General features: G+C 26.9%; 18 protein-coding genes. 3 read left to right on the top strand and 15 right to left on the bottom strand.

The genetic code is table 11. The annotated features are described in order from the left end of the window. Nucleotides 1-55: 55 nt before the first annotated feature. From ACYUCG_RS02300 to ACYUCG_RS02275, 6 genes are all read right to left on the bottom strand, one after another. The gene (locus ACYUCG_RS02300) at nt 56-622 is read right to left on the bottom strand and encodes a manganese catalase family protein (protein ID WP_060794894.1); all 567 of its coding nucleotides are present in this window, start codon (nt 620-622) and stop codon (nt 56-58) included. 12 nt (nt 623-634) lie between these two features. Further along, nucleotides 635-886 carry a spore coat protein CotJB gene (locus ACYUCG_RS02295; RefSeq protein WP_003480805.1) on the bottom strand — a complete coding sequence of 84 codons (252 nt, stop codon included), beginning with the start codon at nt 884-886 and terminating at the stop codon, nt 635-637. 12 nt (nt 887-898) lie between these two features. Then, nucleotides 899-1,057 (bottom strand): spore coat associated protein CotJA, encoded by a 159-nt coding sequence (locus ACYUCG_RS02290; protein WP_081092143.1) that lies wholly within the window; start codon nt 1,055-1,057, stop codon nt 899-901. A 389-nt stretch (nt 1,058-1,446) separates the two neighbouring features. Continuing rightward, entirely contained in the window at nt 1,447-1,794 is a 348-nt protein-coding gene (locus tag ACYUCG_RS02285; RefSeq protein WP_060794893.1) for a hypothetical protein, read from the bottom strand. 270 nt (nt 1,795-2,064) lie between these two features. Next, on the bottom strand, nt 2,065-3,687 hold the full coding sequence (locus tag ACYUCG_RS02280; protein WP_460268011.1) for an EAL domain-containing protein: 1,623 nt from the start codon (nt 3,685-3,687) through the stop codon (nt 2,065-2,067). A gap of 277 nt (nt 3,688-3,964) precedes the next feature. Then, the gene (locus tag ACYUCG_RS02275) at nt 3,965-6,952 is read right to left on the bottom strand and encodes an NPCBM/NEW2 domain-containing protein (protein ID WP_283704243.1); all 2,988 of its coding nucleotides are present in this window, start codon (nt 6,950-6,952) and stop codon (nt 3,965-3,967) included. Nucleotides 6,953-7,239: 287 nt separating this feature from the next. Between ACYUCG_RS02275 and ACYUCG_RS02270 the strand changes: the two genes are divergently transcribed. Then, on the top strand, nt 7,240-7,692 hold the full coding sequence (locus ACYUCG_RS02270; protein ID WP_460268010.1) for an NUDIX hydrolase: 453 nt from the start codon (nt 7,240-7,242) through the stop codon (nt 7,690-7,692). A 30-nt stretch (nt 7,693-7,722) separates the two neighbouring features. Here ACYUCG_RS02270 and ACYUCG_RS02265 read toward each other — a convergent pair whose 3' ends face one another. Both ACYUCG_RS02265 and ACYUCG_RS02260 read right to left on the bottom strand, forming a co-directional pair. Further along, a complete protein-coding gene (locus tag ACYUCG_RS02265; protein WP_460268009.1) occupies nt 7,723-8,100 on the bottom strand; it encodes a GNAT family N-acetyltransferase in 378 nt (125 codons plus the stop codon). Nucleotides 8,101-8,347: 247 nt separating this feature from the next. After that, entirely contained in the window at nt 8,348-8,956 is a 609-nt protein-coding gene (locus ACYUCG_RS02260) for a histidine phosphatase family protein (protein ID WP_136001780.1), read from the bottom strand. A gap of 609 nt (nt 8,957-9,565) precedes the next feature. On the opposite strand from ACYUCG_RS02260, the gene ACYUCG_RS02255 reads away from it, so the two are divergent. After that, the gene (locus ACYUCG_RS02255) at nt 9,566-10,057 is read left to right on the top strand and encodes a transposase (protein WP_415329532.1); all 492 of its coding nucleotides are present in this window, start codon (nt 9,566-9,568) and stop codon (nt 10,055-10,057) included. Nucleotides 10,058-10,177: 120 nt separating this feature from the next. After that, nucleotides 10,178-10,735 carry a GNAT family N-acetyltransferase gene (locus tag ACYUCG_RS02250; RefSeq protein ID WP_124046357.1) on the top strand — a complete coding sequence of 186 codons (558 nt, stop codon included), beginning with the start codon at nt 10,178-10,180 and terminating at the stop codon, nt 10,733-10,735. Between the two features lie 295 nt (nt 10,736-11,030). Here ACYUCG_RS02250 and ACYUCG_RS02245 read toward each other — a convergent pair whose 3' ends face one another. The 7 genes from ACYUCG_RS02245 to ACYUCG_RS02215 form a co-directional block, all read right to left on the bottom strand. After that, a complete protein-coding gene (locus ACYUCG_RS02245; RefSeq protein WP_124046356.1) occupies nt 11,031-11,816 on the bottom strand; it encodes an HAD family hydrolase in 786 nt (261 codons plus the stop codon). Nucleotides 11,817-11,949: 133 nt separating this feature from the next. Beyond that, on the bottom strand, nt 11,950-13,206 hold the full coding sequence (locus tag ACYUCG_RS02240) for a sensor histidine kinase (RefSeq protein ID WP_025648597.1): 1,257 nt from the start codon (nt 13,204-13,206) through the stop codon (nt 11,950-11,952). Continuing rightward, the gene (locus tag ACYUCG_RS02235) at nt 13,199-13,879 is read right to left on the bottom strand and encodes a response regulator transcription factor (protein WP_460268007.1); all 681 of its coding nucleotides are present in this window, start codon (nt 13,877-13,879) and stop codon (nt 13,199-13,201) included. The genes ACYUCG_RS02240 and ACYUCG_RS02235 overlap by 8 nt, the downstream gene beginning before the upstream one ends. 29 nt (nt 13,880-13,908) lie before the next feature. Next, nucleotides 13,909-14,457 (bottom strand): ubiquitin, encoded by a 549-nt coding sequence (locus ACYUCG_RS02230; RefSeq protein WP_460268006.1) that lies wholly within the window; start codon nt 14,455-14,457, stop codon nt 13,909-13,911. Nucleotides 14,458-14,984: 527 nt separating this feature from the next. Next, entirely contained in the window at nt 14,985-15,515 is a 531-nt protein-coding gene (locus ACYUCG_RS02225) for a UBA domain-containing protein (RefSeq protein ID WP_150542215.1), read from the bottom strand. A 204-nt stretch (nt 15,516-15,719) separates the two neighbouring features. Beyond that, a complete protein-coding gene (locus tag ACYUCG_RS02220) occupies nt 15,720-16,766 on the bottom strand; it encodes a helix-turn-helix domain-containing protein (protein ID WP_460268005.1) in 1,047 nt (348 codons plus the stop codon). A 286-nt stretch (nt 16,767-17,052) separates the two neighbouring features. Beyond that, nucleotides 17,053-18,279: a S41 family peptidase gene (locus ACYUCG_RS02215; RefSeq protein WP_460268004.1), complete on the bottom strand. Its 1,227-nt coding sequence runs from the start codon at nt 18,277-18,279 to the stop codon at nt 17,053-17,055. Between the last annotated feature and the right edge of the window lie 155 nt (nt 18,280-18,434).

Genomic DNA, 18,434 nt, shown 5'->3' with positions numbered 1-18,434 from the left:
ATATAAATAAAGGGCCTGTATCAAAATAAATTTTGATATAGCCCTTTTGTTCTACTTATTTTTTACATTTCATTTTGTCTTGAACATCCATTAATGCTTCACCGAATCTTTGGAAGTGAACAATTTCTCTTTCTCTTAAGAAACGTAAGATTTCCTTTATATCTTGGTCATCAGTTAAGTTTATAAGCCATTGGTAAGTTGCTCTAGCCTTTTGTTCTGCTGCCATATCATCGTGTAAATCGGCTACAACATCTCCTTTGGCTTGAATGTAAGTTGCTGTCCATGGATTTCCTTGAGCATCAGAGTAAAATAATGCTTTACCATGGTCTGTGTAACGTTCAGCTAGTCCAGCCTTTTTCAAATCCTCAAGAGAAGCATTCTCCATTAACTGATAAATCATAGTTGCAATCATTTCTACGTGAGCCATTTCTTCTGTTCCTATGTCAGTTAATAATCCTTTTGCTTTATTTGTTGGCATTGTATACCTTTGGTTTAAGTATCTAAGTGCTGCACTTAACTCTCCATCAGGTCCACCATATTGAGATATTAAAAACTTTGCCATTCTAAGATCATTACACTTTAAGTTTATTGGATATTCTAAAGTTTTTACATAATACCACATAATTAAATCCTCCTAATATCTAATTTCCCAAGGCCAAGGTTGTTCAATCCATGCAACTGGATTCTCTACATAAGCCTGCCCAAAATTTCTTATAGGTCCATATTCACATTCAAATCTTTCTATTAATTCGCTTAATTTTGAAGATATTTCTTTATAGTCCTCAGTAGCTTTTCTGTTTTCTGGGAAATTATCAAGATAAAGATTTAATTCAACTGCATAAAATTGTAACTTTTGTATATCATCTAATAATTCTAGTGCTTTCATAATTTCACCTCATTAACATTCTTTATTTTCTTTATATGGTCTGTATAAATCTTTAAAGATTGTTCCTTTCCAGAAACCTTTACAGATTGAATATAAGTTTTCATATTTCTGAGGCAATATATATGCACGTGCATACTCTAATTTAAATTTGTCATCAGTACAATCATACATATTATTTATCCATCCTTTACATATATTGTAATTTCGTTATAGTAATATACTATGCCTATATATATAAGGATGTTACATATTTGCTTTTATCACTCTTTTAAACTTAAATTTATTTCCAAAATAAAAGACCTACTTAATAATTCATTAGAGTTTCTTTGTTTATAGAAACTCTTTGAAAAATTAAGTTGGTCTTAATATATATTTTAGCTTTCACTTAAGCTAATTTTAAAATTTATAGCATCAATCTTACTATTCTTTTTATTGTAAACTTTTATTTCCATCTTTTAAATTTATTTCTTTGTAGTATCTAGCTTACTATGCTGCTTATTGTAAAATCTAGCACCACTCTTATCTGCCTTTAACAGCTGGAATCTAGCTTTCTATACTGTTTATTGTAAACCATATTTACCCTTGAAGTTTTGTAGAGCAAAATTATAATTTTTCTTATCATCATCAGTAAAATCTCTTAAATTCTTAAAGTTATCTATATCTGAGCAAATATCAAATCCACACTCTTCACTCATCATATATTTTAAGAAATCTTTGTATTTTTCATTGATTACCTCTTTCCCAAATCTTTTAAATATCTCATAATAAAATTTTTCAAAGCCCTCTATAGTCAAAGGATTAAGTACCATGATTTTATCTTGAAGTTTTAAATCTAATAAAATAAATTCAAATCCAATTAGACTTTTAAAGGCATCCTTAGCATCCTCTCTTACTCTTCCAATCTTCACCCTTTTTACCTCCTAAAATAAGACTAATTACTTACTTCTATTCTTCTTGCTTATTTCCTCTAAATATTTACTCATTTTATCATTTACAAATTTATGTAATTCTATTCATAATTCCACTTTAAATATTATAAAGCTTTTGCACTTGTTCATAAGTAGCTAATTTAAATCTAGAAAGCACAATTTTCTTTTTTCATTTAGAGTTATAGGTCTAAAATTAGTCCATATTTAAAAAATATCTAAAAATCAAAAATTTTAGGATATAGGTAAGTTTTAAAATAATAAACTTAAGCTACCTAAATTTTTAATATCTAATGGTTTTGAGAAATAATACCCTTGAATATAAATTTTTTCATAAAGAAAGGTTTTTATTATATCAACCTGCTCTTTTTCCTCTACCCCCTCAATAACTATAGACTTATCTGATGATTTACAAATATCTAATATAAAATCTATTACTTTAACACTTATTTCTGAATCATTAAGTTCATCAACAAAAAATTTATCTAATTTAATTATATTAGAATCAATTTTCTTTAATAAATCCAAATTAGAATACTCTACACCAAAGTCATCAATGGCAATTAAAATTCCATTTTCTTTCAAAAGACTTATATTTTCTTGTATTTTATTTATTTCATCAGCTCCAAACTTTTCTACAATCTCTAGGCAAATACTATTTTCTCCTATATTGCTATTTTTCACTATTTCTATTACTTTATTTAAAAATTTCAAATCTTCTATTTCATTAAAAGATACATTTATAGAAATATAAAAATCTTTCTCATTTATATTATCGTAACCTTTTATAATATTGTAATCTTTAATTGCTCTTTTTAAGGCCCATAATGTAATTTCTTTCATCATATTGGCATCTTCTATATCTTTCATAAAATGATATGGAGTTAATACTTTACCATCTTTTCTTAAACGTAATAAAGCCTCAACTCCACGTACTCTCTTAACTCTAAAATCTACTATTGGCTGATAATACAAGATATAATTATCTTTTTTTAAATCATTAATAATTCTGTTCTTTTTAACTCTTTCAATTACCTTCTTCTCCAATTTTTCAATTGAAATCAGCAATATAATAAAACCAACTATAATAATTATATGTCTATTACTAACATCATTAAAAAAATTATTAATATAATATAAATCATTATATCTACTAGGGTTAAGATCCATAGTTTTAAGCGCTTCATTAATTTCATTTATTAATTCTTTATTATTCTTTTTGGCTATAATATATCTAGGTCCAGATGAAAACTGAAAAATTTCTTTAACATTTTTCCCTTTATTTTTTATGTCACTATCTGAATTATCCACAATAAAATCTACTCTATTTTCGGCTAATAAAGTTTTTACTGCTTTGTAAGATGACCCATTAACCAGTTCAACATTTATATTCCTACTTTTTAAATAATTTAAAATCCACTCATTATCTAATTCATCTTCTATATATCCCATTTTCATACCATTTAAAGCTTGTAAATCACCATATTGTATATTCTTATTTGTATATATACTATATTGTTTTTCATTTATGTAATTGCTTGAAAATTCATAAAGTTTTTCTCTTTCTGGAGTTTTATTTATTCCAACTACTAAATCTATTTCTCCATTTTCAAGCTCTTTGAGTAATTCTGAAAGTTTGTAATTTACGTATTCAACCTTAAAATTCAATCTTTTAGCTATTGATTTAGTTAAATCATTATAGTATCCACAAACCTTTGCATTATCATTAATATAAAAGTAAGGATAATTATCATAGAATCCTATTTTTAATACTCTTTCTCTTTCTTCTTGTTTAAAAATTAATATATGATAAAAAATCACTAACAAAAGAAAAACTAGGATACTTCCTAGTATAAATCTCTTCCTTCTTTTCATAAGTTAACACTCCAATATCTATATTCAAAATATAACAATTCTTTTAACAAATTATATCATATTTCACAATTTATTTTTAAAAAAATATTTAATGGAAATAAAATTTCCATTATAATATAAAAATGAATCTATTAATTCTAAAATTTTATTTTAATTTAAATAATTTATAATTTAAAATAAAAAAATGGAACTAATATACTTTTAACATATTAGTTCCATATACATAGTCTTTAAAATTTATTCTATTTCTTAAACTTTTATTTATTCTATTTATATATTACTGATTGTTTGTCTTACTAATATCCTCAAAGAAATTAAGCATTCTTCCTGTAAAGAAAACATCATTAGGATATCCATAGGTGTTAACAGCTTGAAGTTTAACGAATTTAGCTTCTGTTGGTTGATTTAAATCTAATACCTTAAGGTCATAATTATTTTTTAAGTTTCTTATTTCACCTGATTTTTCCCATTGAGTTCCATCCATACTTGTATAAATATCTACATTTTTTAATATTCCATTAGTACCGCTTGGTTTATATTCTATAGAAGTAATATATCTTGGTTTATCAAACTCTACTGAATAATACTTATCTTTCTCTCCTGCCCATGTATTATGCCATCCTGTGTTTATATTTCCATCTATCATATTTAAGGCAGCAGCATCCCCATTATTTTGTTGAGATGAATACTTATAAAGTGATACATTTTTTAATTGAATATACTTTCTTGTATCAGGTTGATTATCCTCTGTAAAACTATATTCTACTGGTTCACTTTGCATTTTTGTTCCTGAAGAAAGATATCTTACAAGAACTTTTTTATTTCCAAGAATTCTAGTATTTTCTACATCGTACTTATTCCATGTGTTACCATCATCTTCACTATACTCTAAATTCCCATTAAACCCTCTAAATTGGTTTTCAAGATCATTAGCATATAAATCTTTAGGTGCTTCATACTGAGTTATATCAATTGTATAAATTTCTGAAGTTCCTACAAGTGAAATTTGAATATCTTGATCCTTATTTAATTTTTCAAGTTCTTCTTTACTTAAAGTTACTTCCTTTGCATCAGTTTCTTTTTTAGTTTTCCATCCATCTAAGCTGTATTCCCATCTTATTGATGAATTTGAATACACATCGTTAATTTTAATTTTTCCAGCATTTTCTCCATCAAATGAAAATGTTGCAAGTTCTATTTTATTCTGTCCTAAAAGATGATTTGCCATGGTCTTACATGCATTAGGTTGAATAGTATCACTTTCTGTAGCCTCTGTAGCTCTCTTAAGTGTTTTTGTTTTTAGCATATCAAAAATAACTTTATCTGAATCATCAGTTACATTATTTTCTATAAGTTTCATAACATCTACAAACGGTAATGGGAAGAATGCAAGTCCATCTGCCACCTTTTCAGAAAGTTTTAAATAATCACTACTTGTTTTATTACCTGCAAGTTTATATGCATTAATAAGTCCTACAAGAGAGTCAAGATTATAATTTTGAACTTCAAGAGCTTTATTATAAATATCTATCTGTTTTTCTGAATCATTTTTATATACATCTGCAAGATAATTATAATATGCAGCTTTTATTAAATTATCATAATCATCAAGAGCCTTCTGAGCTAAAAGTATATAACTTACTGAATAATATGAATCCCAATCCTTAGAACCCCATCCTAAAGGTAATCTCTCACCTTTCTCAGATTGTACCCATCCTGAAATATCATTCTTTATGCTCCATATTCCCTTTCCTTGAGAATTTTGACTATAAGTTAAAGTAGCAGCATGACCAGGTTGTCCTAAAACAGCTGCTGGCATTCCAAAGACTTGAGAAAGATTTGCATAAGTTTTTGCAAGTCCCCCACATACTGATCCTTCTTCAAATACCATCCATAATTTATGAATGCCTTTTGTTCCATATCCAGTTAAAGATTCTATATTGTATTTATTATTCCATTCATCAAATTTTGATTGATCATAATATTTATCTCTATTATAATCAAATCCTGATGTGTAATTTATATATGTGTAAGCATCTAAATAATTACCACCTTGAGCCTTTTTATCTAAGGCATGATTTACTAGCCAATTTATTTCTTCATCATCAATTTTGTTATCTGTTACCCATCTCATAAGCTCAACTGGTAAATTTTTAAACAATTCAGTATTTCCACCTTGAGCCATTAATCCATTGTTATAAAGGTCTTTATATATCTCATACCTTGTACATGGATCTGAAACCTGAGCATTCCCTGTCCAAAGTCTTATGTCTTTTGCATGGCTAAGTGATGTAGAAATAGCCATCTTTAAATATAAATCTCCATTAGTAGAATCATTAAAATCACTCTTATGCTTTTCATAAATATCTGCTAATGCCTTCATTGAATTACTGTAACTTCCACCTTCAATCTCTCCTCCAGTAACATAAAGTTTAAGAGCATTTTCATCATTTATAAGCCAACTAATTGTATCTTCATATTTTTTACCTAACTTTGCGACAGATTGAAGTGTATTAAATCCAGCTCTATTTACAAATGTTCTTTGTAATAATAATTTTTCATATTCTCCAGTAATCGGTGAATTAATTTCATATTTACTTTTTATAAGTTCATCATATTGTTCAACTTTTTTTATTCCAGCTAAATATTCACTACTAATATCGTAATCTGATTTCATAATTCTTGGTGAGCCATAGACAGTATGATCATTACCGTTAGCTCCATTATCATCCGCATGGAGTTTTAAATATTTAACTCCCTTAATATCTACATCAATAAATGCTGCATTTTTATTTCCTTTAAGAATATCCGTTACAGATAATTCCTTCCACTCCTTTCCATCATCAGAAGTAGAAACGGTAACTTTTATTCCATTCCCTTTATCCCATTGAGATCTATCAATTCCTACGTATGTGGTAAATCTTGAATAAGTCTGAGAATAATTAGAAACATCATAAACAAGATTTGAAGTGGCATGTGCTCCTATTCCCTTATCAAATTGGAGAGCTTCCCCATCTACATTTAGAGTTATTTTACCTCCAGAAATGTTTTGATCCATTTTTATACTTCCCCATGAGGTATTAGACATGCTCTTTATATATTCTAAATCTGATAAGAATATATAATTTTCATTGTTTTGCTCTTGCCTTTCACTCGTAACGTTTTCAATAGTGTTTTCATTTGCTAATACCGTTACATTTTGAAAAAATAAAGACGATAAAAAACATACAGTTAAAATACTACAAACAATCTTTTTCCTTTTCACTCTATTCACTCCTATTAATATTAATTTATTCTAATTAAATTATATTCACTCAATTAAAAAAAGTTAATATTTTCGGTATAACTGGTCAATTTTCGTGCAAAACTGGGATTGAATTTAAAATTTTAAATTTTAATAAAAAAATCTTTATATGAAAAATCTTTTCTTGTTTTAAATTGTCTAATTATGTTACTTAAAACATTTACGTTTTTAAATAATAATTGTGTATAATTTAAGTAAGTAATTAAAAACTAATTAATTCTATTAAATACATTTAAGGAGATAAATTTATGGATAGACATTTTACTGTTTCAGTATTTATTGTATGTAAAGATAAGGTATTATTACATTTACATAAGAAAGCTAAAAAAATGCTCCCTTTAGGTGGACATATTGAAGTAAATGAATTGCCTGAAGAGGCATGTATTCGTGAAGCAAAAGAAGAAGCTGGATTAAATGTAACTTTATATAATCCTATAGACATAAATCTAAAAAAATCATGTGATTTATCTGGTGAAAAACTAATCATAAATCCTATACACACAATTTTAGGCGATGTAAGTCCTAATCATTCACATATAGACTTTGTTTATTATGCAACAACTACTTCCTTTGAGACATCACCTGAAATTGGTGAATCTAAAATTCTTAAGTGGTATAACAAGGAAGATTTAAAAAATGCACATAATATTCAAGAAAATATTTTAACTATGGCTACTGAAGCATTAGAATTACTGAGTTAAACTTAATTTACCATTGTTTATATTTTTAAATTAATTAATGGACATAATATAAATCTGACAAGGATTCCATTGATTCCAAAGTGTAGGGAAGCATTCAAACTCTTTAAATCCAATCTTTTTATAAAATGCATTTGTTATATCGTAAACATCATAGCAACCTTCTTTTACCGTTTTAACTTGCATATATAAATATCCCCGTTCTCTGGCGTATTCATAGCAAGTTTTAAATAAATTAGTACCAATCTTATACCTATGAAACTCTTTTAATACTCCCATTACATAAATCTCTAAAGCATATGGACTTGTTTCTTTTAGTGCAATAAAGCCTCTTACTTGTCTATTTTCTATATCAGCCCAAAAAGGCATCTCATTACTACAACTAATATATTCAGCTATACTCTCTGGCAACCCAAACTACTCTGGAAGTTCATATAGTATTTCTCGTGATATTTTTTCTTTTCTATCTTTATCCTCAATTTTAAATATCATAGTTGTTACCCTTCATAATCATTAAATTTATATTTAACAGCTTTAAACAAACCTTTTGGTGTATAATAAATTTTATTAAATATACTACATTTCAAAGCTTTATATCTTGAAACTCTACTTAAAATTCTCTATGATGTATTTGAATTTTTTGCTTTAAAAACTAATATTATTTTATATAAGACATATCACTCATTCTTTTGATAAATCTTTTTCCATCCGCTGTTTCTTCCATGAAAGTAACTCCACCAGCTAGTCCAAAAAGTTCACTTTTATTTAGAGTTTCAACTTCCAGTCCTAACCACATTGTATTAAATACACTTAGTAAATCTCCATGAGAAACTATAATTATATTTTCATGTTCACTTGCCATTAGCTTATTAAAAAATGGTAATAATCTATTCCACTCATCTCTTCTACTTTCTGCATCTGAAAACATTTTATCATCAATAGACTTTTCTTGTTTTTCAATGTTTTCCTTAAGCCACTTTACTGATTTCCCAACACATTTTCCTAGATTTCTCTCTCTTAATTCCCTAGCTAAAATGGGTTCAACTCCTAAATATTTACCTATAATTTTTGCTGTATTCTTAGCTCTCAATAAATCTGAAGAATACATAACATACTTTTTATTTCCTAATTCCTTTGATAAATTCCTTCCAATATTATTTGCCTGTTTTATTCCTAGCTCTGATAAATTCCAATCAGTCCAAGAGCCAATCATTCCATTAGTATGGTGAATAGACTGAGTGTGTTGAATAGTTATTATATTTTTCATTTATTATTCCCTCCATGTTTAATTTCACTTAACAAATCCTCCTTTAAAGTTATTTCAATTAAAGTTCATAACTAATTTTATTTTTATTATCTATGTAAAATATCATGATTTATTTCTTAATAATCTTATAATTTATATTTAAATACTGAAATTTTTAATTTCTTTTAATATGTTTAACTTACTATCTTTTTAATCATATCAAAAGAACCTATTGGAAACAATTAACACAAAGTAAAACTTACCTAATTATATATCTTTAGCAAATTTTACATATAGTTTAATTTTCCAAGGTTGCTTTATGATAGAATTTTATTATATTTATAATTTGGGTATACTTGGTGATTAATTGCTTAGAAAGATGATTTCATTAAACTTTTAATAAGATCTTTTAAGTTTTCAAAGTTTATTCCAAGATATATTTAAAAAAACACTTTTAGCTATGATTATTTAGATAATATAGTTTAAAAAATTTAATATAGCTCTAAGAAATATAATTAAATACTCTACATTAGTCTTAAATACAATCTTATTTTGAAATAAAACTTTTTAAATTTTAAGCATAGACATTCATAATAATTTAGAAAAATACATACTTATTGGAGGTGAACTATGAAGTTTCAAAAGATTTTTGTGGTAATTTATGCTCTACTTTTAACTTTTCTCATATTTTCACCAATTAAATTAATAGGCAGATCATCTATTGAAAAAGGTGATATAAAGCTAAAGGTCTATTATGAAGCTGTTACTGGAGCAACTCACTACCTTAAAGAAGATTCAAAAAAGTTAAAAAAACTTTTAAAAGATACTTATCCTGAAGCAAATACTTCTCTTATAAAACTTGTAGGCAATACACCCTATGACCTCGTTTCTGATCCAGCTGAAATTGGTTCCCTTACTGTTTATGGGAAAGTAACAGATATAACTTATGAATTCTCTGGTGATGGGGCAGTTCCTGTCTTTGAAGTATCCTATTGGGATATGCCTTTTAAAAGACTATTTTTAATACAGTACCACTGGTTTTTCATAGGAATGTTTGTACTATTCCCTATTTTCATAATAAATGCTGTAATAGTACTTAAATCTTATAGAAAAAACAAATAATTATTTAAGCTCTAAAAAAATATTTAGATTAACATTAATTTAAAATCATACTAAACTAATAAAATATTAAAGAGAAAATTTTATTTTCTAACTTTAAATTATATAAAATGGAGGCTTTCTATGGGAATTCAGAATAATAATATTCTTAAAAGTATAAATTTGAAAGATGGTAAAAAATTAATATTGAGAAAACCACTAGAATATGATGCTGAAGACATAATTAAGTACCTTAATACTGTAGGTAGTGAAAGTAATAATTTACTTTTTGGTAAAGGAGAATTTCCACTTACAGTAGAACAGGAAAAAGCTTATATTAGTAGAATAAATCAAAGTTCTAATTTCTTTATGGTGATAGGAACTATTAATAATGAAATTGTAAGTGTTGCGCAACTAAGTTCACCTAATATGAAAAGAATATCCCACAATAGTGAGATAGTACTCTCTGTTAGAAAAGACTATTGGAACATTGGAATTGGAAGTGCTGTCATGGAAGAACTTATAAAATTTGCTAAAGATAAAGAATCAATCAAAACTATCAGTCTTGGAGTTAGAGAATATAATGTTAATGCTATTAAACTGTATGAAAAATATGGATTTAAGAAAATAGGAATTCATAAAAATTACTTTAACATTGAAGGGTCTTATTATGATGAAATCTTAATGGATTTATATATATAATATGCAAACTATTATTGAGCTAAATAAATCCTGAATTATAAAATTTTTGAGAAATATAATTAGTATTAGAAAGTTTGAAAATACCTGTCTTCTTTCAAAATATAAACTTAAAATAAAAAAGGTGCTATTAAAATTCGTTATAAGACTATAAACGTTTTTAACCATATTAAAATGTATCTATAAGTTTTATTAATGAAATATTTTAATATGCACCCTTTTTCTTATATTTTTTAATCAATAAATAATATATCTATCTTCTGATTATGATGATAATAAAATAAAAAAGTATTCATCCCTATTTTATTATATGGTCAACAATTTCATGAACATAGTCTACGTGATTATTTGCATGTGCCTTTACGCCTTCTTCTGCCCTATTAAAGGTATAGCTATTATCTGTTATTTCAAACATAGATATATCATTAAAAGAATCGCCTATGGTGTATATATCATTAAGATTTTTGTTTTCTAGTTTTAAAACTTCCTTTAGGCCCTCCCCTTTTGATGAACCTTTTGAGGATATGTCCACAAAAAACTGATTTCTGAATATGGAAAGCTCATCACCAAAGATTTCTATTAATCTTTTCTTTATTTCTTCTCCTCTTTCTACAGAGGCATCTGAGGTGCATATACTTAAGATTACCGCTCCACTTTTTAAATCTAATATCTCTTCTTTTTTTACTAAATCAAACTCAATTTCTTCAGAAAAATATAGATTTTTCATATCAACGCTTTTATTTTCTATTAGTTTCATTCCACTTCCATCATCAAAATAAATCATTATTTTATCTTGATCTGCAAACTCTTCTACAATCTTTTTAACTGCCTCAAAATCAACAAGGTTATTTTTTATTACATTTTTATTTTTATCAAGTATTACAGCTCCATTGCAAAGAACCAAATAATCAAACTCTAAGTTATATTTTTCAATTACGCCCTCCATAGTTAGAAGGGTTCTACCTGTAGATATAATAAATTTATGACCTTTCTTACGTAAATTTTTAATTCCTTCAATATCTCTCTTATTAATTTTTTTATCTACTAATAATGTTCCATCAAAATCACTTGCTAATAACTTCATATTCTCTCCTTAAATTTCATTATATAATATATGCTAATCTTATTATTAATTTTTACAATCACAACCATGGTGTAATTTACTCCTATAAAGACACCATTTTCATTCTATTAAATCCAATTTAGAACTATATTTGCTACTTAATATTTTGTGGTAAGTAAACAGTTATCCTTGTTCCTATTCCTTTTCTACTTAAAACACTAAAGTACCCTTTGTGGTTATCAATTATCCACTTTGCTATAGAAAGCCCAAGCCCTGTTCCACCATTTTTTCTAACTCTTGCTGTATCAGCCCTAAAAAAACGTTCAAATATATGAGGCACATCATTCTCATCCATGCCAATTCCATTGTCTTGAATTGAAAAATAAGCTTCTCCTTTAGAATTCTCACCTACTTTAAGCGTTATTGTTTCTCCCTCTTCTGTATATTTAGTTGCATTTTCAACTAGTATTCTAGCTGTTTGTTTAAGCAAAGCCATATCACCCTGAACAGTTATATGTTCTGATTCAATGTAGTTATATACATGATTTTTATCTATCATCTTAGACTCTTCAAAAACTTCATCTATCATATCATTTAAAGAAAATTCCTTTATTGTAAGCTGAGTCTTTCCATTAATACCTCTAGCTAAAAATAATAGCTGCTCAACTAGATTTTTCATATTTTCAGATTCACTCTTTATTGCTATAATAGACTCTTCTAATACGCTCTCATCATTTTTCCCCCATCGATCTAGCATATTAGCATATCCTTGAATTACAGAAATAGGAGTTCTAAGTTCATGAGATGCATCTGATACAAACCTTGCTTGTTGCCTATAAGAATCCCTCATCCTGTCTAAAAGCTTGTTTATTGCATCCTCTAATCCTTTAAGCTCGCTATCACCTATATGTATTCTCTCATCAGATGTTACAGGACTTATTTTCGAAATAGCATCTTCAAGACTTTGAAATTTTTCCTCATCAAAGTCCATATTACTAAGTCTACTTGCTGTTTCTGCTATTTCATTAAGTGGTTTTAAGGTCTTTCTAATTTTAGCTGTACCAAATATTATTTCTTCTAATAAAAATACTCCTTCTACTATTCCTAAAATTATAACTATTTTTCTAACATAATATAAAAAAGCACCAGCTTCTTTAACCATGGTCTTTCCATTACTCCAAACAACTGTATAGGTTGAATTTTCTATAGGAAAAAAGTTAAATGACCTTTGTGCATTTTTCACTAATTCTCCATAGAAATCTTTTTCAGCTTGAATACACCAAAGAATAATTAAAATAATTATTAAACATATGTCAATTGCTAAAAATCTAAAAAATAAATCTCTAACAGAAATAGCATTAATCTTTATTGCAATAGAGGTAACATTTTTAGGTTTATTCTTCTTACTCATCTTTTATTACGTATCCTACACCACGTACTGTACTTATTATTTTAACCTTAAAAACATCGTCAATCTTTGTTCTTAAATATCTTACGTAAACATCTATTACATTTGTTTCTCCAACATAGTTATAACCACATACCTTTTCTATAAGCACATCTCTAGTTAATACTATATTTTTATTTTCCATTAATATTTGCAACAAAGTAAACTCTCTATTAGTTAATTCTATTTCTGTATCATCATACATTACTTTATGTCTCATCTTGTCTAAGGTTAATAATCCACATCTTATTACATCTTCATCTTTTTTCACTGTAAATACCCTCTTTTTAAGAGCTGTTCTTATTCTTGCAAGCAATTCCTCTATAGCAAAAGGCTTTGTTATATAATCATCAGCTCCAGCATCTAGCCCTGAAACCTTATCCATTACAGCATCTCTTGCCGTAAGCATTATAATAGGAACTTCTGAGACTCTTCTGATTCTTCTTAATACTTCAAGGCCATTAATTTCTGGAAGCATAACATCTAGAATAATTAAGTCAGCTTCTCCTCTCTCTGCAATTTCAAGACCTGTTCTCCCATTATCTGCTTTTATTACTTTATATCCTTCATGAATTAACTCTAATTCTATGAATCTTGCTATTTTTTCTTCATCTTCAACAATCAAAATCTTAACCATTCATTAACCCCCTTAAGTAAGAATTTTTTTTAGTGCATATGGTTAGTAAACTTACCTTTTACGTCTTTAACTACTTTTGATGTTTCCTTAAATACTTTGTTTATTTTATCTACATCAATCTTTTTAGAAGATACTAAAAATTCCATATTAAATAATAGTCCAATTATCATTAAAGGTATAACTATCCAAAATGCAAAAAACAAAAGTACAATTAGTACAGTAAAAGGAATTTTTAAAATCACTCTACTATTTCTTATTATTTCAATAAATATATTATTGCAAGTATCTATAGCTTTGCATATAGCTTCAAAAACTCCTTCAAAACCATTTTTATTTTCAAAATTATTTTCATTTGTATCTTCTTTAAGATTAACTTCTTCTCCATTGTCATTGTAACTTTCTTTGGATTCATTAGTATAAAATATACTAATGGACGGCTTTTTCACCTTTCCATGTGCTTCTAAATATAGCATAGCCTCTAGCATATCCCAGTTGCTCTTTTCCAAAGCATCTTTAGCTTCTTCATAGCTTATATTAGCTTTATTCTTTAACTTATCTACAAGTTTAAGCTTTTCCATAAATAATCCTCCATATTTACTGAAGCTCACTACTCCTACATTAGTATTAAAATTTTTAAACTCCCACTTTAATTCTCTTTATAATAATTAAATTATACCATCCCCCTAATATTTCCACACTACAAAAATAAAGGAGCTATATCAAAATAACTTGTTAATAAAACTTTATAAATAATATGAAGAAAATATCTGAATGTCCTTTAGAATTTAAGCTATTACGTAGAATAATTTGCGTTAATAAGCTAAGCATCGTATTAATAGGACTACAATGTCACTTATGTTCCATTGCATAAGTTCAAATTGCCAAATTAAAATTTGGATTTTCACTTAAGTTCTGAGCTTTAGCAAATTATTCGAAGTAATTGCTATAATTAATGACTACAATGTAACTAAAGTTCCATTGTATAAGTTCAAGAATCTAAATTAAAATTTAGACTTTCACTTAAAATCCAGTAATTCTCGGAATATATTTATAAAGTTTTATATAAGAGTTTTGATGTAGCTCCTTTAATAGTACTATCTAAAAACTATTTTTCATATCCTTCTTTAAAATCTTTTTTAATATGATCTGCTGACTTTGATACTTCTTCAAAAATATTGTTTACTCCATCATAATTAAAGTCAGGTCCTGAAATTGAATATTTATATCCACAGAATAATCCTACGATTAATAAAACTATAGTTGGTACTGATAAAAATATTAAGAAGAGGGTTGATATTGTTAAAGATATTCTTATTGGTTTTTCCTTGTCTTTTCTAATCTCAAAGAAATTCTTATTTGATTTCTTTATGAATTTTCCTATAAACCTAAACATTCTTCCAACAATTTCTCCAATGCCACCAAATTTCTCATCCTGCTTTTTCTTATCTTCTTTTTCTTCCTTCACCTCAACTATAGTGAGTGCTGTAACTTCATTATTTTCTACTTTTCCTCTTCTCTCTAAGTAAACAATAGCATCTAAAAGATCCCAATTACATTTTTCTAGCACCTCTTGTGCCTCTTCCTCATTTATATTAGCCTTTCTAATTAAAATATTAATCATTTCATTTCTTTCCATTTATATTACCTCCACGAATTAATTTCCTTATTCATCTTGGTTATATAATACTTTTAGAAAATTAATCTAAAATATAAGAAAGATTAAAATCAGATTAAAATTTAATCTCTTTTATTAATTTCATCTGTTATTAATTATTTTGAGTTTAATATATGGTAATGTTTTAATTTCTATCAAATAATAATTTTTATATCTAAAGTTTTATTATATAGATGAATTTAATAAATTATTAAATTCATCATTGTCCTTTAAAAAATCTAATTCTTCACTCTTATCATTTTTTAGTATGTTTACAAAGTTAGAAAGAAGTTGCTCATTAAATCCCTCTTCGTCTCCTTTACTTTTTATATGCTTATATAATTTAGATTTTGATGGCTCCCACTTTTTGCCCATTACATCTAATATTTTCTTTAATACAAGTAAAAAGTTTTCTACATCTTTTTCTGCTTTGTATACTTCAAAATACCCACTATATGAATTATACTCCCATAAATCATATAATTTTGTTGTCTTATCTATAACTTCTGCAAAATAATTAGCATCCTCATTTCGACCTTCCTTTAAGGCTATTTCAAGCATATAAATTAAACTTATAAATATATCAGTAGTGGCTGAAAGTAACTTCTGTTCAAAAATTTCAGCAGCCTTTTGAAATTCACCAGATTTATTATAAATATTTCCTTGTAATACTTTTTTATCGTAAGTAATATCAGGTAATTTATCCACACACTCTTGTGCTTTCTCATACTCTTTTCTTCCTAAATATATGTTTATAAGCATAGAAACTGCTTGATTTCTAATCTCTATATCATCACTTCTTGTTAATTTAATATAAAACTCTTCTATCTGCTTTTCATACTTCTCCTTACTTTCAACTCCAAACATATACATGCTTCCTTGCATTACTGTAGAAACTGTTAAAATTAATTTATCACAGGTAGGATACTCATAGATTTTGTCCATGGCTTTTTCAAAAGCTATATGAAATCCATCATTATTAGCTATCTTTACTAACTCATTAACAAAAACTCCTATCTCTTGCTCTGATAAATCTTCCTTAAATGAAAGTAAGGTATTTAAATCAACCTTTAAAAGCCTTGCTAAAGCTGGTAGTAATGTAATATCTGGATAGCAAGTTCCTTTTTCCCACTTATTCACTGCTGGTGTTGATACTCCAAGATACATGGCAACTTGTTCCTGAGTTAATCCTTGGGCATTTCTTTTTTCTTTTATAATCTCATTTATTCTCATATAATCTCTACTCCTTGTTTGGCTAATAATAACAAAAGCTTTTGATAGTATTATTTTATCAAGTGATATACTAAGCTACAATTGAATAGTAGTTAATTTAAAATTAAATAACTTAACTATAGGTTAAACTGTTAAAAGTTAGACTCAAATTTTTATTAAATTTAATTAATTTTTAATAATAAAAATATCCTTAGGTAAGTTTTACTAATACCTAAGGATATAAAATTTATCTAAACCATGCTTTCCCATGACTTTTAAAGTTAGCTTTTTAAGAAGCATTTTTGCTTTATCTATTAATATTTTCTAATTCTAATACCTTTTTAATGCAATAATCATGTTCAATATTTCCAGTCTTTCCAGCATACTGAATTTCATAATCTGGCTCTGTTTTAAATTCTTCATTAGATGTTCCATCAGCAGTTGTTCCCATATCTTTAGAAAATCTGAATACATAACCACTATTAGGTAACATGTGAAGAAGTGGATCAGAACCTATACCATCGCCCCCAGTTCTTTCACCTATAAGTGTTGCAAATCCTGTTTGTTTTGCAAAAGAGGCAAATGCTTCTGATGATGAATATACTAATTTGTCAACTAACATATATATATTCCCCTTAAATTTTATGGAATCTTCACTTGGGCTTATTTCCATAGTATTTTTACTATAGTACTTGAAATCCTCCTTAACCTCTACTGGTAAGTTTACAAGTTTTGTAGTATCTAAATCTTTCACCTCTCCAAATCCTGTAGAGTATTTTACTTTTGACTTTTTCAAATAATTATTTATAATTTCTCCATCTTTCCAAAAGCTATAAGTTGTATTTTCATATACTTTATCTATCAACTTTGGAACTAAGTATGAAATCCAATAATAACTATCTCCTCCTCCATTGCCTCTTATGTCTATAATTAGAGCTTGATACTCCTTAATATTGTTTAAATACTCATCAATAAGTTCAATATCATTTCCCATGTTGTAATAACTTATCATCTGAGGTATATAAATATATCCTATTTTTCCTTCAACTATATCTTTAGTGGAAGCATTCCTAATTCCTTCTGTCTTTTCATTTTTCTCTTGATTCAAAACTTGTACTTTTTCATTTTTATCAATATTATATCTTGCTAAGGCTTTTTTATTATTCAATACAGGTAACTGTACCTTCTTTTGCCACCCTTTATTCATTGAATAAATTTCTCTAAAATCTCTGAATTGGCTAGAATTTGTAATCATATGAGTATGTCCATTATTTAACTCACTTAATATAGAATTTAAAGTCATCAAAAATTCAATATCACTCTTGGTATTTTTTACTCTTTTTAAATACTCTTCCTTTTTACTTAACCAATCTACATTATTCAGTCTTTTATTTGTCTCTAAAAAAGGATAGTTTTCTTCAATTGTCTTATATAAGTAATTAAAATCCTCTATCCTTTGCTCTTCTGTTAATGGTGTACTTATATCTACCTTATTACCACAGGCAACCAAAGTACTTATAAGTATAAATAACATTGCTGATAAGAATCTTTTTAAACCTATAACTTTCTCCCCCTTTTAAATCTTATTTCACGGTTATATTTTTCATTAAACACTTTATAATTATATGAATTTATGGGAATTATTACACATAATTATATCTCACACAAACCATTTGGTAAATAATTCAA

The organism is Clostridium sp. CTA-17 (assembly GCF_054767895.1).
Note: the sequence above shows the minus strand (reverse complement) of the source record. Positions and strands in the feature narration are given on the sequence as shown.